Below are 21,276 nucleotides of genomic sequence, written 5' to 3'. Positions count from 1 at the left end.
GCTTCGCCTCCTCTTTCTTGGAGATCGGCGTTTCGGGGTCGAAGCCGGGGACCGCGATGCCGAAGCGCTCCGCGAGCCGGTTGCCGGCGAGGGTCGGCTCGCCCGCGGGGCCGTCGGCGATGACGTCGTCGCCCCGGTCGTCGGCGAAGCCGGCCAGCTGGACCGCCATCTCCTTGAGCGTGCACAGGCGCGTGCCGCGGGTCGGCTGCGGGCGCTCGCCGTTCTGCAGCTGCTTGACCAGGGTGAGCGCGCTGTCCTCGGTGATCTGGTCGAAGAACTCGTAGTTGACCGTCATCACCGGCGCGTAGTCGCAGGCGGCCAGGCACTCGGCGTGCTCGAGCGTGATCTTGCCGTCGGCGGTCGTCTCGTCGTGGTCGACGCCCAGGTGGTCGCGCAGCGCCTCGTACGCCTTGTCGCCGCCGAGGACGCCGCACATGGTGTTGGTGCAGACGCTGACCAGGTAGTCGCCGGTCGGCTTGCGCTTGTACATGGTGTAGAACGTCGCGACCGCGCCGACCTGTGCCTTGGTGATGCCCAGGATCTCGGCGCAGAAGGCGATGCCCTCCGGCGAGACGTATCCCTGCTCCGACTGCACCAGGTGCAGCAGCGGCAGCAGCGCCGAGCGCGACCGGCCCTCGGGGTACCGCGCGATGATCTGCCGTGCACGCTCGCGCGTGACCTCACTGAACGCCATTAACGATCACACCCACCCATGACGGGGTCGAGCGAGGCGCCGCCCACGATGACGTCGGCGAGCAGCCCGCCCTCGGCCATCGCCGGAATCGCCTGCAGGTTGACGAAGCTGGGCTCCCGGTAGTGCACCCGGTAAGGGCGGGTGCCGCCGTCGGAGACCGCGTGCACGCCGAGCTCGCCGCGGGGCGCCTCGATCGGCACGTACACCTGGCCGGCCGGCACCCGGAAGCCCTCGGTGACCAGCTTGAAGTGGTGGATCAGGGCCTCCATCGACTGGCCCATGATCTTCGCGACGTGGTCGAGGGAGTTGCCGAGACCGTCGCCGCCGATCGCCAGCTGCGCCGGCCACGCGATCTTCTTGTCGCCGATCATGATCGGGCCGGGCTCGAGCCGGTCCATGGCCTGCTGGACGATCCGCACCGACTGGCGCATCTCGTTGAGCCGGACCTTGTAACGGCCCCACGCGTCGCCGGTCGACTCGGTCGGGACCTCGAAGTCGTAGGTCTCGTAGCCCGCGTAGGGCTGCTGCTTGCGGATGTCCCAGCCGAGGCCCGCGGAGCGCAGCACCGGGCCGGTGATGCCCAGCGCCAGGCAGCCGGTCGCGTCCAGCACGGCGACGCCCTGCGTGCGCTCTTTCCAGATCGTGTTGCCCGACAGCAGGTCCTCGTACATGTCGATGCGCTCGGGCATCCAGCCGAGGAACTCGCGGATCTTGGCGAGGGCCTCCTCGGGGACGTCCTGCGCGACGCCGCCGGGCCGCACGTAGGCCATGTTCATCCGCAGGCCGGAGATCATCTCGAAGATGTCGAGGATGTACTCCCGCTCGCGGAACCCGTAGATCATCATCGACAGCGCGCCGAGCTCCATGCCGGTCGTCGCCAGCCACACGAGGTGGGAGGCGACCCGGTTGAGCTCCATCATCAGCACGCGGATGGTCTTGGCGCGGGGCGTGATCTGGTCCTCGATACCGAGGAGCTTCTCGACCGCCATGCAGTAGCCGGTCTCGTTGAAGATCGGCGCCAGGTAGTCCATGCGGGTGACGAACGTGGTGCCCTGCGTCCAGTTGCGGAACTCGAGGTTCTTCTCGATGCCGGTGTGCAGGTAGCCGATGACGGTCCGGGCCTCCGTGACCGTCTCGCCCTCCAGCTCCAGGACCAGCCGGAGCACGCCGTGGGTCGACGGGTGCTGCGGGCCCATGTTGACGACGATGCGCTCCTCGGCGCCCGCCTCGTTGACGACCGAGTCCCAGTCGCCGCCGGTGACGGTGAAGACCCGGCCTTCCGTGGTCTCCCGGGCGCTTGCGTAATCGGTGGTCACTGGTAACTCCTCCGCTGGTCCGGCGGTGGGATCTCGGCGCCCTTGTACTCGACCGGCACGCCGCCGAGCGGGTAGTCCTTCCGCTGCGGGAAGCCCTCCCAGTCGTCGGGCATGAGGATGCGGGTCAGGTTGGGGTGGCCGTCGAAGACGATGCCGAACATGTCGTAGGTCTCCCGCTCCTGCCAGTCGGCGGTCGGGTACACCTGGGTGACGCTCGGCAGGTGGGGGTCCTCGGTCGTGACCGCGGCCTCCAGCCGGACCCGGCGGCGGAACGTCATCGAGGTCAGGTGGTAGACGGCGTGCAGCCGCCGGCCGTCGGTGCCCAGGTAGTCGACGCCTGACACCGATGACAGCAGCTCGAAGCGCAGGGCCGGGTCGTCGCGCATGATCTGGGCGACCTCGGCGATGCGATCGGGCACGATGTGCAGCGTCAGCTCGCCGCGGTCGACGACGATCCGCTCGATCGCGTCGTTGAAGCCCGGGTAGGCCTCCTCGAGCGCGTCGACGACCTCGTCGAAGTCCCCGCCGAACGGCCGCGGCGAGTCCAGCTCGACCTCGCGGCGCCGGCGCAGACCGCCGAAGCCGGAGGTGTCGCCCGTGCCGTGCACGCCGAACATGCCGCGGCCGGCGGTGCTGGACGGGGGGAACTGCGCCGGGGCGCCGAGCTCGGCGCCGACCGGTTCTACCTCAGTCACTTCGCTCCTCCGGACAGGTTCGCCCGCTCTTCCATCCACTTCTGGATGCGCAGCTGCTCCTCGCGGCCCTGAGCGACGGCCTTGGTCCACTCGGCGCGCTTGGCCTTGTCGAACCGGTAGCTCGACGGCATCGCGCCCGGCGCCACGATCGGCGCGCCGTCGCGCTCGACCCGCGCCTCGATCATGCGGCGGCGACGGTCACCGAGCGGCTCGGCCATCACCTTGTCGTGCAGCCGCAGGATCGCGTCGATCAGCATCTCGGGCCGCGGCGGGCAGCCCGGCAGGTACATGTCGACGGGCACGATGTGATCGACGCCCTGCACGATCGCGTAGTTGTTGAACATGCCGCCGCTGGACGCGCAGACGCCCATCGAGAGCACCCAGCGGGGCTCCGGCATCTGGTCGTAGATCTGGCGCAGGACCGGGGCCATCTTCTGGCTCACCCGGCCGGCCACGATCATCAGGTCGGCCTGGCGGGGGCTGGCCCGGAAGACCTCCATGCCGAAGCGCGCCAGGTCGTAGCGGGCCGCGCCGGTCGCCATCATCTCGATGGCGCAGCAGGCCAAGCCGAACGTGGCGGGCCAGAAGCTGGCCTTGCGCGACCAGTTGACCAGCTTCTCGACGGTCGTCAGCAGAACGCCGGTCGGTACCTTTTCCTCGATGCCCATGGCTCAGTCCCAATCCAGCCCGCCGCGCCGCCACACGTAGGCGAACGCGACGAACACCGTGACGATGAACAGGACCATCTCCACGAACCCGAACACCCCGAGCATGCCGAAGTTCATGGCCCACGGGTACAGGAAGATGATCTCGATGTCGAAGACGATGAAGAGCATCGCGGTCAGGTAGAACTTGACCGGGAAGCGGCCACCGCCGACGGGCTGCGGAGTGGGCTCGATGCCGCACTCGTAGGCGTCGAGCTTCGCCTTGTTGAAGCGGCGCGGCCCGACGAACGGGGCCGCCGCCACCGAGAACAGCGCGAAGGCTGCGGCAAGGGCGAAGAGTCCGAGGATAGGTACGTACGGCGCGAGCGACACTGTGCTGCTCCGTCCTTTCGGCGAGCCCGGCGGGGCTGCCGCCCCTGGGGACCACTCAAGCTGTATGCGGTTTAACACTATTCGGTGAGGTCCGGACCGCTCCGTCCGGGGCTGTGCTTTTAGCTGTGCTTTGGCTGTTCAGTTGCGGTTTTCGGGATGTGCCGTCGTATGTCTGTCTGCTGGCTAAGCTGCCGGCGCGATCCGAGTCATCGCGTTGATCACACGGTCCATTGCGTCGCCACCCCGCGGGTCGGTGAGGTTGGCGAGGAGCTTCAGGACGAACCGCATGAGCATCGGGTGAGGCATGCCGTGCTTGGTGGCCATCCGCATCACCTGCGGATTGCCGATCAGCTTCACGAAGATGTTGCCGAGCCGGTAATAGCCGCCATACCGCGCCTTGAGCTCGGTCGGGTAGTTGGCCAGCACCCGCTCGCGCGCGGTGCCCTGCGGGCGGGCCAGGGCCTGGATGGCGATCTCCGCCGCCAGCTCACCCGACTCCATCGCATATGCGATGCCCTCACCGTTGAACGGGTTGACCATGCCGCCCGTGTCGCCCACCAGCAGGACGCCCCGGGTGTAGTGCGGCACCCGGTTGAAGCCCATCGGCAGCGCGGCGCCCTGCGGCTTGCCCTCGGCGTTGGCCGGGTCGGACAGGCCCCACTCGGCCGGCGTGTTGTCGACCCAGTCGGAGAGCAGCGTCTTGTAGTTGGTCTTGCCGTAGGCCACGCTGCTGTTGAGCACGCCCAGGCCGACGTTGACCCGGCCGTCGCCGAGGCCGAAGATCCAGCCATAGCCGGGCAGCAGCTTGTCGCCGGACTCGCGGCTACGCAGCTCCAGCCACGACTCCAGGTAGTCGTCGTCGTGCCGGAACTCGCTGCGGAAGTATTGCCGGACGGCCACACCCATCGGCCGGTCCTCCCGCTTGGCGATGCCGAGCGCGAGCGCGAACCGGCCGGAGACCCCGTCGGCCGCGATGACCAGCGGCGCCCGGAACTCCAGCGGCTCCTTGCCGGGGCCGGTCGCGGTCACGCCGACCACCCGGCCGGTGCGGTCGAGAATCGGCCCCGTCACCGGCGTGCCGGTGCGCAGGATCGCGCCGGCGTCGGTCGCGGCAGTGGCCAGCATCTGGTCGAAGTCCATGCGGGTGCGGGTCAGCCCGTAGTCCGGGAAGCTCGCGAGGTCGGGCCAGTCGAGCTCGAGCCGGATGCCGCCACCGATGACGCGCAGGCCGCGGTTGTGCAGCCAGCCCTTCTCCTCGGTGGTGTCGATGCCCATCTTGATGAGCTGCTTGACCGCGCGCGGGGTCAGGCCGTCGCCGCAGACCTTCTCCCGGGGGAACTCGGTCTTCTCCAGCAGCAGCACCCGCAGCCCGTGCCGGGCGAGGTGGAACGCGGCGGACGAACCGCCGGGCCCGGCGCCGACGACGATGACATCTGCGTCTTGCCGCGTGTCGGTCACAGCCGCCACCTCCCTGCCCTTCGTCTCGCTGACCGGCAGCTCCCGGGGGTCGCTCCCGGTCGTTTCCGGCTCGTGAAAGTCTTCACAAAGTCACTCTGGTGCGAGTCTAGAACCGTGACGAGGTCCGCTGTCGGTTAGGCGACCCTAAGTTTTCACCCCGGCGGTCACCTAGATCGGCAAATAGGACGACAAGGCAGCGGTCGGTCTGATCCAGCGTCTCGGAGACGGTGATCATGGCGCTGGGTTATCCACAGAAAATTGTTGTGCGTCGACTTCGGGTGGGCGCATGACGATCCTCGGTCATCATGAACCCCGGGCAGCCGGACCGTGACCGGCTCGACGCACTTGCCGCTGACCAACGCGGCCTCTTCACTCGCGCACAGGCTCTGAGCTGCGGTTTCAGCACGCTGCGGATCAGGACCAAGGTGCAGGCCGGCGACTGGTCCCCGGTCGTCCGGGACGTCTTCGCCGACCGCGGCCTGCCGGTCACCCCCAGGCTGCGCGACGTCGCCGCGCAGCTCGCCCTTCCCGGCGCCGTGCTCGCCGGCCCTTCCGCCGCCCGCTGGCATGGGTGGGAGGTGCCGAGCACAGAGACGTTCGTCGCATTTCCCGGCCGCCGCCCCCGGCTCAGGCACGTCCACGTCGTGCCGGTGGACCTGCCCGCGACGGACATCTGCACCGTCGATCAGCAGCAGGTCACGACGCCGTCACGCACCGTCTTCGACTGCGCCCGCCTGCTGCCCGACGGCGCCGCCTCGGCCCTGCTGGCGACCGCCCTGCAGGAGTGCTGGACGACGATGCCCGACCTGGCGACCCGCATCCGCGACGCCACCGGCCGGCACGGGACGCCGCGGCTGGTCCGGCTGGTGCGGATGGTCGCCCTGGGCAACCGCACGGCCGCGCAGAAGCTGGCGGGGAAGCTGCTGCAGCGGGCCGGGATCTGGGGCTGGTCGCCGCACGAGCCGATCAGCGACCGGTGGGGCCTGATCGGCCTGGGCGACCTGGTCTTCCCCGAGGCGAAGCTGGTCATCGAGCTGGGCATCGACGAGTTGGAGCCGGCGCCGCTGCGGGAGCGGCACACCCGGCTGGCCGCCGCCGGCTGGACGGTCGTCAGCTACTCCTGGACCGACCTGACCACCCGCCCGTCCGACCTGGTGGCCGAGCTGCGCCAGCACCTGGACCGCCTGACCCCGGTGCGGTGGTGACGGTGCCGCCGCTCGACCCCGGTGCGGTGGTGACAGTGGCGCTCGGCCCGCTGCATTGGAAAGCCTGGCCGGCGCCCCGCCCTCCGCCCCGTCCTTCGTGATCCCGTGCGGTTCCGGTAGCCCTGGCCCCGGAACCGCACGGGATCACGGGCGGGTCGGTCGCGGAGCCTCAGCCGGAGCCACACTCAACGGCATCCGGCCATCGGACGTCGCCCGCTGGCGCGCCCCTGTTGGTGTGGTCGCAGCGGCGCGCCCCGCCGGGGTGCCGGCGTGCGGGGTGCCGGCGTGCGGGATGCCGGCGTGCGGGATGCCGGCGTGCGGGATGCCGGCGTGCGGGATGCCGGCGTGCGGGATGCCGGCGTGCGGGATGCCGGCGTGCGGGATGCCGGCGTGCGGGGTGCCGGGGTGCCGGGGTGCCGGGGTGCCGGGGTGAGTCTCCCCCGGTGAACGCAGGTGAGCCTTCGTGACCACGCGCTGGGGCGACTCGTCGTGCCCGGCGAGGAGGACCAGATCTGACGGACCTGCCGCCCAGTTTCTGGAGCTTCTCGCGACGGACCGCCGTGCAATGTGGGCGGCCGGTCGCGCGGTGCGGAGTGAGCGTCTCGCAACGGGTCCGCCGCGCGGTGCGAGGTGAGCCCTCCCTCGACGCGAAACCGCCGGGGTGCAGGGTGAGCATCCCGGCGGCGGGCCGCGGTGAGGTGGCGGTCAGGGCTAGACGCGGAAGCCGCGGTGGAGGGCCACCACGCCGCCGGTGAGGTTGCGCCAGGCGACCTTGCGCCAGCCGTTGGCGGCGACGCGGGCGGCCAGGCCTTCCTGGTCGGGCCAGGCACGGATGGACTCGGCGAGGTAGACGTAGGCGTCGGGGTTGCTGGAGACGCGCTTGGCGACCTGGGGGATGGCCTTGACCAGGTAGCCGAGGTAGGCGCCGCGGAAGGGGCGCCAGGTGGGGTGGCTGAACTCGCAGATGACCAGGCGGCCGCCGGGCTTGGTGACGCGGGCCATCTCCTGGAGCGCGGCATCGGTGTCGACGATGTTGCGCAGGGCGAAGGAGATGGTGATGGCGTCGAAGGTCTCGTCGGCGAAGGGCAGGGCCAGGGCGTCGCCGGCGAGGAGCGGGACCGCCGGGCGCTTGACGTGGCCGGCCTGGAGCATGCCGATGGAAAGGTCGACGCCGACGGCGAAGGCGCCGGACTTGGCCAGCTCCTCGGTCGAGACGCCGGTGCCCGCGCCGAGGTCGAGGACGCGTTCGCCGGGCTTGAGGCCGAGCGCGAGGCGGGTCTCGCGGCGCCAGATGCGGTCCTGACCGCCGGAGATCACGGTGTTGGTGAGGTCGTAGCGCTTGGCCACGCCGTCGAACATGGCGGCGACCTCGTGGGGCTGCTTGTCCAGCGAGGCGCGGCTCATGACGACACCGGCGTCAGCGGGATGGAGCGGCCGGTGCCGCCGCCGGGGATGGCGATCGAGGAGAAGTGTGATTGCACGCGGTCGTCCGTGGGGTCGTCGGCGGGGGTCAGGTGGACGCGCAGATGGCGGTACTGGGTGTCGCGCTGCGCGGGGATCCGGTCGGCGTCGCGGATCATCTGGACCAGCTCGGTGAGGCGGGAGCGGTGGCGGGCGCCGGCGGAGGAGATGACGTTCTCCTCCAGCATGATCGAGCCGAGGTCGTCGACGCCGAGGTGCAGCGACACCTGCCCGACGTCCTTGCCCGTGGTGAGCCACGAGGACTGGAGGTGGGCGATGTTGTCGAAGAACAGTCGCGAGACCGCGACGAGCCGCAGGTATTCGAGGCTGGTCGCCTGGGTGCGGCCCTTCAGGTGGTTGTTCTCCGGCTGGTACGTCCACGGGATGAACGACCGGAAGCCGCCGACGGTGCCGTCGAGGTCCGCCTCGGTCGTGTAGCCGTTGGCGACCGCCTTGTCCTGCACGTCGCGGATCATGCGCAGGTGCTCGATGCGCTCGGCGTTGGTCTCGCCGGTGCCCATCATCATCGTGGCGGTGGAGGAGACGCCGAGGCGGTGGGCCTGGGTCATGACCTCCAGCCAGCGCTCGCCCGACTCCTTGAGCGGGGCGATCGCCTTGCGCGGGCGCTCGGGGAGCATCTCGGCGCCGGCGCCGGCGATGGAGGCGAGGCCGGCGGCCTTGATCCGCAGGATCGCCTCCTCGATCGAGACGCCGGAGACCTTGGCCATGTGCAGGACCTCGGACGGGCCGATCGAGTGGATGACCAGCGACGGGAACGCCTGCTTGACGGAGGAGAACAGCTCCTCGTAGTACTCGACGCCGTACTCCGGGTGGTGACCACCCTGCAGCATCACCTGGGTCGCGCCGAGGTCGACCGCCTCCTGGCAGCGGTGCAGGATCTCCTCGGTGCCGTGCGTCCAGCCCTCGGCGTGCTTCGGCGCCCGGTAGAAGGCGCAGAACTTGCAGGCCGTGACACAGACGTTGGTGTAGTTGATGTTGCGGTCGATGAGGTACGTGACGATGTTGTCCGGGTATCGGCGGCGGCGCACCGTGTCGGCCGCCTCACCGAGCGGGTGGAACGGGGCGTCGGTGTAGAGCAGCAGCGCCTCCTCCGCGCTGATCCGCCCGCCGTCGGCCGCACGCTGCAGGATGTCGCTGATCACCGGAGTCTCCGTCACACCTCCGAGACTACGTTGGCGGCAAACGGGTATGGCAGGGCCCCGCGACCTCTCGTGCCTAGGATCACCAAGTGACTGACATGCGCTATCGACGCCTCGGCTCCTCGGGCCTGACCGTCTCCGTCGTCGGCATCGGATGCAACAACTTCGGCGGCCGCATCGACGCGGACCGCGCGGCGGGCGTGGTCCACGCCGCGATCGATCTCGGGGTGACCCTGTTCGACACCGCCGACGTGTACGGCGCGACCCCGGGCGCCTCGGAGGAGGCGCTGGGCAGGGCGCTGGGGAAGCGCCGGGACGAGGTCATCGTCGCGACCAAGTTCGGCATGGACGCGCGCGGCTCGAACGGGCCCGACTGGGGTGCGCGGGGCAGCAGGCGGTACATCGCGAAGGCCGTCGAGGCGTCGCTGTGGCGCTTGAAGACCGACTACATCGACCTGTACCAGCTGCACGCCCCGGACCCGGAGACGCCGATCGAGGAGACCCTCGACGCCCTCGACGCGCTTATCAAAGCGGGCAAAGTCCGGTACATCGGACACTCGAACTTCTCCGGGTGGCAGGCGGCCGACGCGGCGTGGACCGCGAAGACCACCGGGAAGGCGCCGTTCGTCAGCGCGCAGAACTACTACTCGCTGCTGGAGCGCGGCATCGAGAAGGACCTGGTGCCGGCGCTGGAGCACTACGGGGTGGGTCTGCTGCCGTTCTTCCCGCTCGCGCACGGGCTGCTGACCGGCAAGTACCGGCGCGGCGAGGTCGCCCCCGAGGGCACCCGCCTGGCGCGGGACGGCTTCGACAAGGTCCTCGCCGCCGCGCCCTGGGACACGATCGAGCGTCTGGAAGCGGTCGGCCGGGAGCGGGGCGTCGACCTGCTGGCGGTCGCCATCGGTGGCCTGGCCGCCCGCCCGGCAGTGACCAGCGTGATCGCCGGTGCCACCAGCCCGGAGCAGGTCGAGGCCAACGTCGCGGCCGGATCCTGGGTCCCCACCGCCGAGGACCAGGCCGCGATCGAGGCCGCCCTCACAGCGTGATCTGCCCGACCTTCGTGTCAGAGGGGCTCGACGAGCCGCTCGCGGGCTCCACGGTGACCGCGAACGTCGGCGCGAGGCCGGAGATGTACTGCCGGCCCGTCCCACCAGCGAGGACGCCGGCATTGTGCGCCGAGTCGTCGACCATCCACAGCTGGTAAGCCTTGCCGGCGCCGGGGTTGTCGAGGCCGTCCAGCACCGCCACCGCGGCGTTCCGCGACGGCGAGACGATCAGCGTCACCCGGCCGCCCGCCATCTCGGAGGAGACCAGGCGGGCGTCCGGAGCGGCGAGGACCGCGTCGACCCAGGCGTTCTCCCGCCGCACGTCCTGCTGCGCGACCGTCCACGTCGCCACCCCCACGCCGGCGGCCAGCACCGCGGCCGCCACCGCGCCGGCGGCCCAGCGCAGCACCCGGGCGCGCCGGGACCGGCCCGCGCCGGAGGCACCCCGCCGGGGACGTTCCTGCGCCGTCCGGCCGATCTCGGCCAGTACCGACTCCCGCAGCCGCGGCGGGGGCGCCTCGGCGACCGCGTGGGTCAGCCACGAGGCCGTCTCCCGCAGCTCGGCGACCTCGACCGCGCACGTCCCGCACTCCCGCAGGTGCCGGTCGAAGGCGGCGCGCTCCAGGTCGTCGACCGCGTCCAGCGCGTACGCGCCGGCCAGCGCGTGGATGTCCACCGTCTCGGCCATCAGAACGCCACCCCCAGGCAGTCCCGCATCCGGATCAGCCCGTCACGCATGCGTGTCTTGATGGTCGGCAGCGCGGCGCCGAGCAGGTCGGCGACCTCGCGGTAGCTGTTGCCGTTGTAGTACGCGAGCGTGATCGCCTCGCGCTGCAGGTCGGTGAGGCCGTCGAGGCACCGGCGGACCTGCTGCTGCTCGATGCGGGCCGTCGCGGTCTCGACCACGTCGTCGTACGGGGTGTCGACGCTGCTGGCGGCCACCCGCTGCGCCCGGTCGCTGCTGGCCTGCTCGGCGCGGACCCGGTCGACGGCCCTGCGGTGCGCGATCGTGAAGACCCACGCGGTCGCCGAGCCGCGGGTGCCGTCGAAGCGGCCGGCGTTGCGCCACACCTCGACCATGACCTCCTGCGCGACCTCCTCCGACTGGGCCGGGTCCCGCAGCACGCGGCGGATCAGTCCGTACACGCGCGGCGACAGCAGGTCGTACAGCTCGGCGAACGCCCGCTCGTCGCCCCGGGCGACCCGGCCCAGCAGCTCGTCGGCGTCGACGCGGCGCTGCGGGGCCGGCACGGCGACGAGTCGCTGGGTGGGCAGCTCCTCGTGTTCGGGTCTCATGTCGTTCATTCGGAGCCGCCGCGGCCGCGGATGGGATCGATCCACGGATCGAAGCACAGCGTCATGCGTCGTAGTCCACCACGACCTTGTCGGTGATCGGCAGGGCCTGACAGGTGAGGACATACCCGGCGGCGACCTCGTCGGGCTCCAGGGCGAAGTTGCGGGCCATCTCCACGGAACCGGACACGACCTTGGCACGGCAGGTGGAGCAGACACCGCCCTTGCACGCGTACGGCAGCTCTGGTCGCTGTCTGAGCGCGGCGTCGAGAATCCGCTCATCAGGAGCCATCGCTATGGTCGACGTCCTGCCGTCGAGCACGATGTCGACCGTCACGCCCGCTGCTTCAGAGGTGACACGGGCAGGCGCTGCCGGTACATCGGCGACATGAAACAACTCCGTGTGCACGGCGTTGTCGGACACGCCCCGGAGGCTCAGCGCGACCCGGGCGTCGAGGACCATGCCGTGCGGCCCGCACAGGAACCACTCGTCGACGGTGGCCGCCGGGACAAGCGTGTCGAGGATGGCGCCGATGCGCTGCTCGTCGAGGCGCCCCGACAGCAGCGCCGACTCCTGCGCCTCCCGCGACAGCACATGTACGACGTGCAGCCGCTCGCGATGGCGGTCCTTGAGGTCGGCGAGCTCCTCGGCGAACATGACGGTGCCGGCGGCGCGGTTGCCGTAGACGACGGTGAACCGGCTGGCCGGCTCGACCTCGAGGGCCGTCGCGACCAGCGACAGGACCGGCGTGATGCCGGATCCGGCGACCAGCGCACCGTAGTGCCGGGTGCGGGCGGGGTCGAACGCCGTGGTGAAGTGGCCCAGCGGCGGCATCACGTCGATCTCGTCGCCGGGGCAGAGGTCAGCGACCGCGTAGGACGAGAACGCCCCGCCGGGCACCGCCCTGATCCCGACCCGCAGGACCCCTTCGGCGGCGAGCTTCGATGGGCTCGAGCAGATGGAGTACGAGCGGCGGACCTCGGTGTCGCCGTGCCATCTGCGCACGGTGAGGTGCTGCCCCGCCTGGAACGCGAACGCGGCGCGCTGCGGCACCGGGACGTCGAACGTCACCACGACCGAGTCGTCGGTGAGCTGCTCGACGTCGACGACGGGCAGCCGGTGGAACGTCGGGCGGCGCAGCTTGGGCGGGGCCGTCATAGCGCCTTCACCGCGTCGAAGGGCTCGAGGCAGGCGGTGCAGCGCCACAGCGACTTGCACGCGGTCGAGCCGAACCGGGACAGCTGCTCGGTCGCCGGCGACCCGCACCTGGGACACCGGATCGACAGCTGGACGGTCACCTTGGTGGAGCTCGGCGGCGCGATGCCGGCCGCGGCCAGCTTCGACCGGCCCTCCTCGGTGATCATGTCGGTGGTCCAGGGCGGGTCGAGCACGGTCCGCACCTTGACGTCTTCGACGCCCGCGTCGTGCAGGGCGGACTCGATGTCGGCGCGGATCAGGTCCATGGCGGGGCAGCCCGAATACGTCGGGGTGATCGTCACCGTGACGGCGCTGCCGTCTTCGGTGACGTCGACGTCGCGGAGGATGCCGAGCTCGGCGACGTTGAGGACCCGCAGCTCGGGGTCCTTGACGGCGGCGACCACGTCGAACAGCGTCACCAGCGGGCTCCCGGGTGTGCGCGGTGCAGCACCTGCATGTCGGCGAGCAGCTCGGTCAGGGCCTCGGTGTGCTCGGTCCTGGTCCTGCTCATGACCGCCGTTTCGGTGGTCGGTCTGCTCAGCTGGGACGCCGTTTCGGTCGTCGGGCCGCTCAGCTGGGACGCCGCTTCAGCCGTCGGTCTGCTCAGGTGAGACGTCGCTTCGGTCGTCGGTCTGCTCAGCTGGGACTCGGTCAGGACGGCGTCGATCGTGTCGAGCCAGGCCGGGCGCAGCGTCGACGGGGCGACCACGACGCCGGTCAGGGCCAGGGCGTGCACGGCGGGGTCGGCCTCGAACAGCTGGTGCGTGTAGGGCCAGATCTGATCGACGGCGGCCTGCATGCGGCGGTGCGACTCATCGGTGCCGTCGCCGAGCCGCACGACCCACCTGGAGCTGTGATCGACGTGGTACGCCGACTCCTTCCTGGCCTTGGCGGCGACCGCGGCGATCCGCTCGTCGCCGGCGCCGATCGACCGGTCGTAGAGCAGCCGCTGGTACACGGACAGGAACAGTAGCTTGGCCATGGTGACCGCGAAGTCACCGTTGTCGAGCTCGACCAGCCGGACGTTGCGGAACTCGTGCGCCTCGCGCAGGTATGCCAGGTCGTCCTCGGTGCGGCCCTGGCCTTCGAGCTCGCCGGCGTAGCCCAGCAGCATCCTGGCGACGCCGAGCTGGTCGAGGGCGATGTTGGCCAGGGCGATGTCCTCTTCCATCTCCGGCGCCCGCGAGCACCACTCGCTCAGCCGCTGCGCGGCGATCAGCGCGTCGTCGGCGAGGCCCAGCACGTATCCGAAGTGGCTCATATGTGGCTCGCACCTTCGGGCACGTCGTAGAACGTGGGATGCCGGTACACCTTGTCGGCGGCGGGCGCGAAGAAGGCGTCTTTCTCGTCGGGGCTGCTCGCGGTGATCTCCGCGGCCGGCACGACCCAGATCGAGACGCCCTCCTGGCGGCGGGTGTAGACGTCGCGGGCGTTGCGCAGCGCCATCTCGGCGTCGGACGCGTGCAGGCTGCCGACGTGAGCGTGGGACAGCCCCCGCCTCGGCCGGACGAACACTTCAAACAGCACTGTTCTCTCTTTTCGCCGCGTACGCCATGGCGGCCTCACGCACCCAGGCGCCCTCCTCGTGGGCCCGCCGGCGGTGCTCCATGCGCTCCTGGTTGCAGGGGCCGTCGCCCTTGATCACCCGCATCAGCTCGTCGTAGTCGGGCTGGGTGTAGTGGTGCTGCTGACGCTCCTCGTCCCACCGCAGGTCGGGGTCGGGGATCCGCAGGTCGAGGACGCCGGCCTGCTGGACGCACATGTCGACGAACCGCTGCCGCAGCTCGTCGTTGGAGAACCGCTTGATCTTCCACGCCATCGACCGCTCGGAGTGGGTCGAGTCGCCGTCGGGCGGGCCGAACATCGCCAGCGACGGATACCACCACCGGTCGACGGCGTCCTGCGCCATCGCCTTCTGCCCGGGGGTGCCGTGCGACAGCGTGTGCAGGATCTCGAACCCCTGCCGCTGGTGGAACGACTCCTCCTTGCAGACGCGGATCATCGCCCGCGCATACGGCCCGTAGGAGCACCGGCACAGCGGCACCTGGTTGACGATCGCGGCCCCGTCGACGAGCCAGCCGATCGCGCCGACGTCGGCCCAGGTCAGGGTCGGGTAGTTGAAGATGGAGCTGTACTTCTGCCGGCCGTCGATGAGCATCTCGACCAGCTCGTCGCGGGAGATGCCGAGCGTCTCGGCGGCGGCGTAGAGATACAGGCCGTGCCCGGCCTCGTCCTGCACCTTTGCCAGCAGGATTGCCTTGCGCTTCAGCGACGGCGCGCGGGAGATCCAGTTGCCCTCCGGCTGCATGCCGATGATCTCCGAGTGCGCGTGCTGGGCGATCTGCCGGATCAGCGTCTTGCGGTAGGCCTCGGGCATCCAGTCGCGTGGCTCGACCTTCTGGTCGGCCGCGACGATCGCGTCGAAGTAGCCCTGGAGGTCCTCACCAGCCGCGACGTCCCGGCCGGCGGCGTCTTGAAGGTCCCGCTCGGCGCTGTCCACCTGCTCGAGGAGCGGGGCGAAGTCGTTGCCGTACACCCCCTCAGTGTTACAGCAACCGACCGGATCGGCAAGAAGGTGTCACAGCCATCGAGGCAACTACCAGGGACCTTTGAGCGCGTCCGAGCTGCGAAGAATGCGTTGGAAGGAGAGACTGTCCGGGATCATCACGTGGCGTCACCCCCTGATTGCTTACGTGCTGGTTACCCCGGCTACATCTGCTCATGACCAGCGGTCGATGCAATGGGTGCGACCGCCAGGGAGGACCACCGACCCATGCGCAAGCGCGTCGGATTCACCATGCTCGTACTGTTGGCCGTCGCAGTGATGATCGGCGTCCCGTTCGTCTGGGGCAGCGACCTGCTGGACGACCACAGTTTCAGCGCCGCCGCGCCCGCGGCCGTGACCGAGTCCACGGCGCCACAGGTCGAGGCGACCCGGAAGGCCGCCCCGGCGGCCCCGGCCGCCCCGTCACTCCCGCCGGCGCTGCTGCACCCCGCCGCCGTCACGGTCAACGCCACGGGTTTCTGGTCGTGGACGGTCCTGGACCGCCGCACCGGCGAGATGGCCGGCTCCCCCAACGCCGCCACCACCCAGCGCACCGCGTCGATGATCAAGGCCTGGCTGGCCGCCGACTACCTGCGCCGCACCCCGAACCCCAGCACCTCGATCCTCCGCCAGCTCACATCCATGATCCGCAACAGCGACAACACCGCCGCCTCGTACTTCTGGACCCTCGACGGCCGCTCGGCCAGCATCACGCGGCTCGTGCAGATGTGCGGGCTGACGGACAGCAAGGCCTACATCGACTGGGCCAGCACCCTGCTCTCGGCCCGCGACGCCGCCCGGATGGGCGCCTGCATCGGCGACGGCCGCGCGGCCGGTCCGAAGTGGACCGACTGGGTCCTCAACGAGATGCGCAACGTCGCCAGCAGCCAGGAGTTCGGCATCGTGCCCGCCCTGCCGGCCACGGAGCAGGCGGCGACGGCGGTCAAGAACGGCTGGATCGCCCGCAGCGACGGCAAGTGGCACGTCAACTGCCTGGCCATCGGCACCGAGTGGGTCCTCAGCGTCCTGACCGTCTACCCGTCCTCGAAGGGCATGGGCTACGGCGCCGAGATCTGCACCAGCGTCACCCGCCAGCTCCAGGCCTAGCGAACCCACCGCACCGGTCGCGCCGGGATCGGTCCCGCCGCCGCGCTGGTCGTGCCGGATCAGTCCTGCCACGACGGCCGCTCGCGCCTCGCCGTACCCCGGCCCTTCCCGCGGCCCGAGCCCTCGCCTGTGTCGGGCGCGCGATCAGGCAGCGAACGGGCGGCGACTCGACTCGGGGACGTCAGGCAGGGCTCAGGCCTCGTGTCGGCCGGGAGGCGGGGCGGCGGTCACGGTGGCGCTCCGCTTTCTCTTCACCGTACCTGACGCATACAAATTGATCACTGAAACCGTATACACAACAGTCACCGAATGTAGTTCTAGCCGATGAAGAACTCCGGGCCGTTCGGGGGGAGGGCGGGCACGACGCCGCGGGCGGCGGTGCGGCGGGCGAACTCGCGGATGCCCTCGACCTGGCGGGCGCCGAGGGAGAAGTCCAGCACGCGGAAGTAGTGGGCGAGGGTCGCCGCCGACAGGGTCTCCCAGCGGGCGGCGGCCTCGGCGACCTCGTCGAGCTCGGTCAGGCAGAGCTCCTTGGAGCGCAGGAACGCCTGGTGGACGTCCTTGACCAGGCCGGGGTGGGCCTCGGCGAAGGAGCGCCGGACGGCCCAGGCGGCGAAGACCATCGGCAGGCCGGTCCAGTCGCGCCAGGCCTGGCCGAGGTCGGTGACGGTCCAGCCGTGCTGCGGGGCGTCGTGCATCGCGCGCAGGGCCACGTCGCCGATGATGACGGCGGCGTCGGCCTCGTCGAGCATGCGGGCAAGGTCGGGCGGGCTCTGGAAGTACGTGGGCGTGACGCCGACCTTCGACTCCAGGTACATCTGGGCGAGCATGACGCCGGTGCGGGACGTGGCGCCGAGCGCGACGCGCCGGCCCGACAGCGAGGTGAGCGGCACGGTGGACACGAGGTTGACCGACAGCACCGGGCCGTCGCTGCCGACCGCGATGTCGGGTAGCAGCAGCAGGTCGGAAGCGTTGCGCAGGTACTCGACCATGGTGATCGGGCCGACGTCGAGGTCGCCGGCGACGAGGGCGGCGCTCAGCCGCTCGGGGGAATCCTTGTGCAGGTCGACGTCGATCAGTGCGCCCGAGCGCATCAGCCCCCAGTAGAGCGGCAGGCAGTTCAGGAACTGGATGTGGCCGACGCGGGGCCGCTGCAGTGCAGGCACACCGCCCATGGTGCCCCAGGATTCGCCGCTCAAGCAGGAGAGGCGGTCATTGTCACAGCGCGTGATCCGGCGGGACACGCAGGCGGGCGGGGCATTGTCACGGCGCGTACCCTCTGGGGGATGCGACGCCCCCTCGCAGTACTGACCTGCGCCATCATGCTGGCGGGCTGCAGCACACCCGCGGAGCAAAAGCCGCAAAACACCCAGCAGGCCGCCGCAGCGGCCTCGGAAGCCGCGGCGAGTGAGTCCGCGGCGGGTCCGGCAGCGAGTCCGAGCCCCAGCGGTCCGCTCTTCTCGCCGACCAACCCGGTGACGATGAACGTCAAGGGCTTCTGGTCGTGGGCGTTCTACGACCTGAAGGAAGACAAGATGTACGGGTCGACCCCGTACACGACGAGCGACACCGCGAGCATGGCGAAGGCCTGGGTCGCCGCGGACTGGCTGCGCCGGCAGGCCGAGCAGAACAAGCAGCCCGCGGCCGCCGCGCTGCAGGAGCTGACGCGCATGATCCGCGACTCCGAGACGGAGAACACGTTCAAGTACCACGTCCAGAACGGCAACCTGACCTCGATCAAGCGCATGATCACGACCTGCGGGCTCACGGAGACCAAGGGCACGCAGAACTCGTGGAGCCTGACGCAGATGTCGGCGCGTGACGTGGCCCGGCTGGCGAAGTGCATCGGCGACGGGCGGGCGGCGGGGCCGAAGTGGACCGGCTGGCTGCTCAACGAGATGCGCAACGTGCGCGGGCCGGGGCGGTTCGGGCCGATCGAGGTGCTGCCGGCGGACGTACAGAAGGCGACCGCGATCAAGAACGGCTGGCTCGCCCGGGACGACGGTCAGTGGCACATCGCGTGCATGGCCGTCGGCGACGGGTGGACGATCGGGATCATGGCGCACTACCCGAGCACGCTGGGGAAGGACTACGGGACGAAGACGTGCCGGGAAGTGACGAAGCAGCTGCTGACCCAGCCGCCGCGCTGACCCGCCACATCCAGCCGCCGAGGGTCGCGGCGGCGATGAGGCCGGCGACGCCGCAGCCGATGACGATCTGCCGTGGCTCGAACCGGCCGACGAGCACGCCGCCGGCCGCGTAGCCGATGAGGTTGGCGGCGTTGATCACGGCGCCGAACCGGGCGAAGAACGCCCCTCGCACGGCCGCGGGGACGCGCCTGGCGGCGATGACGCCGAGGAAGTTGTTCTCCGCTCCGTTCACGGCGCCGCCCAGCAGCCACAGGGGGTACACCAGCAACACCGCGGTGACGAAGCCTGACAGCAGCACGACCAGCGCGGTCGCCAGGTGCATCAGCGCGAGGGCCCGGCCGAGTGCGCCGTCGTCCCGGGCGCGGGACGCGGCGAGCCATCCTCCGGCGAGCATGCCGGCCGTCCACGCCGCTTCGACGAGCCCGAACTCGGCGGGGCTGCCGCCGAGCGTCTCGCGGATGAAGAACACGCCCACGACCATGTCGACGTTGATCGTGAGCACGATGGCCCCGACCAGGCAGGTCAATGCGAGCAGGAATTTGTCGTCGCGGATTTTCCACGGTGTACGACCAGTGCCTGCCGCCTCTGTGGGAGCCGTGCGGCGGGTGCGCAGCAGGAGCCCGGCGGCGACGACGGCCAGGTAGGTGACGGCGTCGATGAGCAGCGGGACGCGCAGGCCGAACGCGCCGACGAGCACTCCGGCGAGGGCGGGACCGGCGAGCGTGCCGATCGAGTTGGCGGTCTGCCCGATCGCCATCGCCCGGCCGACGCCGTCGGGTCCGGCGCAGTCGGGCAGCAGCGCGTTGAACGTCGGTGAGGTCACCGCGACGCCGGCGGCCAGCAGCGCGACCAGCGTGATCAGCAGCCAGGTGTTGGTGGTGAGGGCCATCGCGGCGCAGCAGGCGGCCTGGCCGAGGCCGACGGCGGTGAGCAGGACGCGGCTGTCGACCCGGTCGACGAGCCGGCCGACGAGCGGGGCGAGCGCGACGACCGGCAGGACCGATGCGATGAGGACTGCTGCGACGGCGGATCCGCCCGCGCCGCGGTCCTGCAGCGCGAGCAGGATCGCGGTGGCGGCCATGAAGTCCCCGAGGTACGAGACGCCTCGCGCGACCGCGAGCAGGTACACGTCACGAGCGGATGTGAAGGACATACTTCGAAGTTAATGCTTCACATCTCGTGATCACCAGATGGTTGCCCTAACTGCGGGGAAAGGTCCGGTACGTCACGTTCACCTGGCGGGCGCCCTCCGGCGGGTCGGGGCGGCGGGACCGCGCGTACCGCTCGAACAGCGCGAACACCTCGTCGTTGAGCGCCTTGAGCTCGTCCGCGGTGACCTGGATCTGCATGTCGGCCGAGGTCGCGGCCGTGTACCACGCGTAGGGCTCCTCGTCGCGGCGGGCCAGCCACGCCCGCGCCCGAGCGTCCTCGATCTCCAGGAACATCAGCGACAGCTCCCGGTCCGCGGCCCGCTCCGCCGCGCCGCCCTCCGGGCCGGGCTCGATGTTGAGCCCCCGCAGCTGGCTGCGCCAGACCCGCTCCCGGCCGTCGCCGCGGCTCGGCGCCTGCTCGATCAGGTTGACCTTCGCCAGCTCGCGCAGGTGGTAGCTGGTCGCGCTGGGTGACAGGCCGCAGACCTCGGCGAGCTCCGTCGCGGTCGCCGGCTCCCCGCCGTCGAAGAGCCGGTCGAGGATGGCGATCCTCGCCGGGTGCGCGAGCGCGCGCATGGTCGAGGCGTCGCGGATGTTCGCTCGCACCGGGGTCTCATCAGCCACGTACCCAGGGTATTCATGGCCCTTCGGATGATCTAAGGTCAGACCTTTTTTCTTATCGTTGGGGATCTTCAACTGAGGGGGACTGGTGCGAGTACGTGGTTACGCCCCTGCTACGCCGTGCTGGACCGTGCTGACCAGCCCCGACGCTTCGGCCTCCGCCGACTTCTACACCGGGCTCTTCGGCTGGGCGGTGGCGCCCGCCGACGACGGGACCACCACGTTCCTGCTGCGCGACCTGGCGGTGGCCGGTCTGGCCGCCGCGCCCGGCCGCCCGTCGGCGTGGCTGACCTACGTGTCGACCGAGGACGTCGAGGCGACCGCGGGCCTGGTCACCGACGCGGGCGGCAGCATGCTCGCCCCACCGGCGCAGGCCGGGACGCGTGGGCGCAGCGCCCTCTTCGCCGACGCGAGTGGCGCGGTGTTCGGCGTGTGGCAGCGCGGGACGTTCGCCGGCACGCAGGTCGTCAACGAGTCGAACGCGATCTGCTGGAGCGAGGTCGTCACCCCCGACGTACCCACGGCGGTGACCTTCTACGGGAATGTCTTCGGCTGGACCGAGCGCGCCGGCTCGGCGGGCGCCAACCAGGAGTACCACGAGTGGGTCGCGACGAACCGGGTGGTCGGCGGCATGAGCCCGATGGGCGCGCTCTACCCGCCGGGAACCCCCGCCCACTGGCGCACGATCATCCTCGTCGACGACTGCGCCGCGACCGCCTCGCGCGCCGAGTCGCTGGGCGGGCGCCTGATGGCCGGCCCGGTGGACGCGGGCATCGGCCAGGGCGCGTTCCTGCTGGACCCGACGGGTGCCGCGTTCCTCGCGTTCGAGCTGCTCCCCGAGCTGCGCGAGCACTTCTAGCCGCTGCGCGAGCACTTCTAGCCGCTGCCCGTGGACATCGCCGCCGGCTGACGGTCGGCCGTTCGGCCAGGGCCACGGCGCGCCCTGGCCGGACGGAGGTAGACGTTCCACCCACCCGGGGCGGGTGAATCCGGAGGGTGATTTCCGAAATCACCCTCCGCAATTTCATCAGTACGCACCGATGGCCGCTACGTTCGGCGTCATGCGACCCCCGGCGCTGTTCGTGATGGTGTTCGAGGGCCGCGACGGCGACGGCCGCGGCTGAACCGGCGGCCCTGGG

The 21,276-nt window shown here is 70.6% G+C and carries 23 protein-coding genes and 1 pseudogene; 5 read left to right on the top strand and 19 right to left on the bottom strand.

The features are described from left to right. Nucleotides 1-4: 4 nt before the first annotated feature. From nuoE to ABD332_RS40895, 6 genes and pseudogenes are all read right to left on the bottom strand, one after another. Nucleotides 5-694: pseudogene (gene nuoE / locus ABD332_RS40920) on the bottom strand (NADH-quinone oxidoreductase subunit NuoE); the annotation flags it as partial. After that, nucleotides 694-2,010 carry an NADH-quinone oxidoreductase subunit D gene (locus ABD332_RS40915; protein ID WP_344509019.1) on the bottom strand — a complete coding sequence of 439 codons (1,317 nt, stop codon included), beginning with the start codon at nt 2,008-2,010 and terminating at the stop codon, nt 694-696. The gene ABD332_RS40915 and the pseudogene nuoE, both read right to left, overlap by 1 nt. Beyond that, nucleotides 2,007-2,705, bottom strand: a complete 699-nt coding sequence (locus ABD332_RS40910) for an NADH-quinone oxidoreductase subunit C (RefSeq protein WP_344509017.1) — start codon at nt 2,703-2,705, stop codon at nt 2,007-2,009. Before ABD332_RS40910 ends, ABD332_RS40915 begins: the two co-directional genes overlap by 4 nt. After that, nucleotides 2,702-3,373, bottom strand: a complete 672-nt coding sequence (locus ABD332_RS40905) for a NuoB/complex I 20 kDa subunit family protein (RefSeq protein WP_033363264.1) — start codon at nt 3,371-3,373, stop codon at nt 2,702-2,704. The genes ABD332_RS40910 and ABD332_RS40905 overlap by 4 nt, the downstream gene beginning before the upstream one ends. Nucleotides 3,374-3,376: 3 nt before the next feature. Next, nucleotides 3,377-3,742, bottom strand: a complete 366-nt coding sequence (locus ABD332_RS40900) for an NADH-quinone oxidoreductase subunit A (protein ID WP_344509015.1) — start codon at nt 3,740-3,742, stop codon at nt 3,377-3,379. A gap of 183 nt (nt 3,743-3,925) precedes the next feature. Further along, entirely contained in the window at nt 3,926-5,200 is a 1,275-nt protein-coding gene (locus ABD332_RS40895; RefSeq protein ID WP_344509013.1) for a geranylgeranyl reductase family protein, read from the bottom strand. Nucleotides 5,201-5,505: 305 nt separating this feature from the next. On the opposite strand from ABD332_RS40895, the gene ABD332_RS40890 reads away from it, so the two are divergent. Beyond that, a complete protein-coding gene (locus tag ABD332_RS40890) occupies nt 5,506-6,405 on the top strand; it encodes a hypothetical protein (protein WP_344509012.1) in 900 nt (299 codons plus the stop codon). A gap of 144 nt (nt 6,406-6,549) precedes the next feature. Here the strand turns inward: ABD332_RS40890 and ABD332_RS40885 are convergent, their stop codons facing one another. From ABD332_RS40885 to mqnC, 3 genes are all read right to left on the bottom strand, one after another. Continuing rightward, nucleotides 6,550-6,876, bottom strand: coding sequence for a hypothetical protein (locus tag ABD332_RS40885; RefSeq protein WP_344509011.1), 327 nt, complete (start codon nt 6,874-6,876; stop codon nt 6,550-6,552). 240 nt (nt 6,877-7,116) lie between these two features. Then, nucleotides 7,117-7,809, bottom strand: a complete 693-nt coding sequence (locus ABD332_RS40880) for a demethylmenaquinone methyltransferase (protein ID WP_344509009.1) — start codon at nt 7,807-7,809, stop codon at nt 7,117-7,119. Continuing rightward, nucleotides 7,806-9,044 (bottom strand): cyclic dehypoxanthinyl futalosine synthase, encoded by a 1,239-nt coding sequence (mqnC, locus tag ABD332_RS40875; protein ID WP_344509007.1) that lies wholly within the window; start codon nt 9,042-9,044, stop codon nt 7,806-7,808. Before mqnC ends, ABD332_RS40880 begins: the two co-directional genes overlap by 4 nt. Nucleotides 9,045-9,124: 80 nt before the next feature. Here mqnC and ABD332_RS40870 point away from each other — a divergent pair, with 80 nt between their 5' ends. Next, nucleotides 9,125-10,072: an aldo/keto reductase gene (locus ABD332_RS40870; RefSeq protein WP_344509369.1), complete on the top strand. Its 948-nt coding sequence runs from the start codon at nt 9,125-9,127 to the stop codon at nt 10,070-10,072. Here the strand turns inward: ABD332_RS40870 and ABD332_RS40865 are convergent. From ABD332_RS40865 to paaA, 7 genes are all read right to left on the bottom strand, one after another. After that, nucleotides 10,062-10,760, bottom strand: coding sequence for an anti-sigma factor (locus ABD332_RS40865; RefSeq protein WP_344509006.1), 699 nt, complete (start codon nt 10,758-10,760; stop codon nt 10,062-10,064). The two genes, ABD332_RS40870 and ABD332_RS40865, sit on opposite strands and share 11 nt — an antisense overlap. After that, the gene (locus tag ABD332_RS40860) at nt 10,760-11,368 is read right to left on the bottom strand and encodes a sigma-70 family RNA polymerase sigma factor (RefSeq protein ID WP_344509004.1); all 609 of its coding nucleotides are present in this window, start codon (nt 11,366-11,368) and stop codon (nt 10,760-10,762) included. Before ABD332_RS40860 ends, ABD332_RS40865 begins: the two co-directional genes overlap by 1 nt. 61 nt (nt 11,369-11,429) lie before the next feature. Beyond that, nucleotides 11,430-12,524: a 1,2-phenylacetyl-CoA epoxidase subunit PaaE gene (paaE, locus tag ABD332_RS40855; protein WP_344509002.1), complete on the bottom strand. Its 1,095-nt coding sequence runs from the start codon at nt 12,522-12,524 to the stop codon at nt 11,430-11,432. Then, entirely contained in the window at nt 12,521-12,985 is a 465-nt protein-coding gene (gene paaD, locus ABD332_RS40850; protein WP_344509367.1) for a 1,2-phenylacetyl-CoA epoxidase subunit PaaD, read from the bottom strand. Before paaD ends, paaE begins: the two co-directional genes overlap by 4 nt. Then, on the bottom strand, nt 12,979-13,824 hold the full coding sequence (gene paaC / locus ABD332_RS40845) for a 1,2-phenylacetyl-CoA epoxidase subunit PaaC (protein ID WP_344509000.1): 846 nt from the start codon (nt 13,822-13,824) through the stop codon (nt 12,979-12,981). The genes paaD and paaC overlap by 7 nt, the downstream gene beginning before the upstream one ends. Continuing rightward, nucleotides 13,821-14,129 carry a 1,2-phenylacetyl-CoA epoxidase subunit PaaB gene (gene paaB, locus ABD332_RS40840; protein WP_425552374.1) on the bottom strand — a complete coding sequence of 103 codons (309 nt, stop codon included), beginning with the start codon at nt 14,127-14,129 and terminating at the stop codon, nt 13,821-13,823. Before paaB ends, paaC begins: the two co-directional genes overlap by 4 nt. After that, entirely contained in the window at nt 14,080-15,099 is a 1,020-nt protein-coding gene (gene paaA / locus ABD332_RS40835) for a 1,2-phenylacetyl-CoA epoxidase subunit PaaA (protein WP_344508996.1), read from the bottom strand. The genes paaB and paaA overlap by 50 nt, the downstream gene beginning before the upstream one ends. Nucleotides 15,100-15,360: 261 nt before the next feature. Between paaA and ABD332_RS40830 the strand changes: the two genes are divergently transcribed. Then, entirely contained in the window at nt 15,361-16,215 is an 855-nt protein-coding gene (locus ABD332_RS40830; protein ID WP_344508994.1) for a serine hydrolase, read from the top strand. A gap of 317 nt (nt 16,216-16,532) precedes the next feature. Here ABD332_RS40830 and ABD332_RS40825 read toward each other — a convergent pair whose 3' ends face one another. Further along, entirely contained in the window at nt 16,533-17,390 is an 858-nt protein-coding gene (locus tag ABD332_RS40825) for a menaquinone biosynthetic enzyme MqnA/MqnD family protein (protein ID WP_425552373.1), read from the bottom strand. Between the two features lie 111 nt (nt 17,391-17,501). On the opposite strand from ABD332_RS40825, the gene ABD332_RS40820 reads away from it, so the two are divergent. Continuing rightward, a complete protein-coding gene (locus ABD332_RS40820) occupies nt 17,502-18,365 on the top strand; it encodes a putative periplasmic lipoprotein (RefSeq protein ID WP_344508991.1) in 864 nt (287 codons plus the stop codon). Here ABD332_RS40820 and ABD332_RS40815 read toward each other — a convergent pair. Continuing rightward, on the bottom strand, nt 18,271-19,518 hold the full coding sequence (locus ABD332_RS40815; protein ID WP_344508990.1) for an MFS transporter: 1,248 nt from the start codon (nt 19,516-19,518) through the stop codon (nt 18,271-18,273). The genes ABD332_RS40820 and ABD332_RS40815 overlap by 95 nt on opposite strands. 46 nt (nt 19,519-19,564) lie before the next feature. Continuing rightward, nucleotides 19,565-20,140, bottom strand: a complete 576-nt coding sequence (locus ABD332_RS40810; RefSeq protein WP_344508988.1) for an ArsR/SmtB family transcription factor — start codon at nt 20,138-20,140, stop codon at nt 19,565-19,567. An 85-nt stretch (nt 20,141-20,225) separates the two neighbouring features. Between ABD332_RS40810 and ABD332_RS40805 the strand changes: the two genes are divergently transcribed. After that, nucleotides 20,226-20,996, top strand: coding sequence for a VOC family protein (locus ABD332_RS40805; protein ID WP_344508986.1), 771 nt, complete (start codon nt 20,226-20,228; stop codon nt 20,994-20,996). Nucleotides 20,997-21,276: the final 280 nt, after the last annotated feature.

Source organism: Dactylosporangium maewongense (assembly GCF_039531485.1).
In the GTDB taxonomy this organism is placed as follows: domain Bacteria; phylum Actinomycetota; class Actinomycetes; order Mycobacteriales; family Micromonosporaceae; genus Dactylosporangium; species Dactylosporangium maewongense.
The sequence above is the reverse complement of the archived record's forward strand: the minus strand, read 5'-3'. Positions and strand labels throughout refer to the sequence as shown.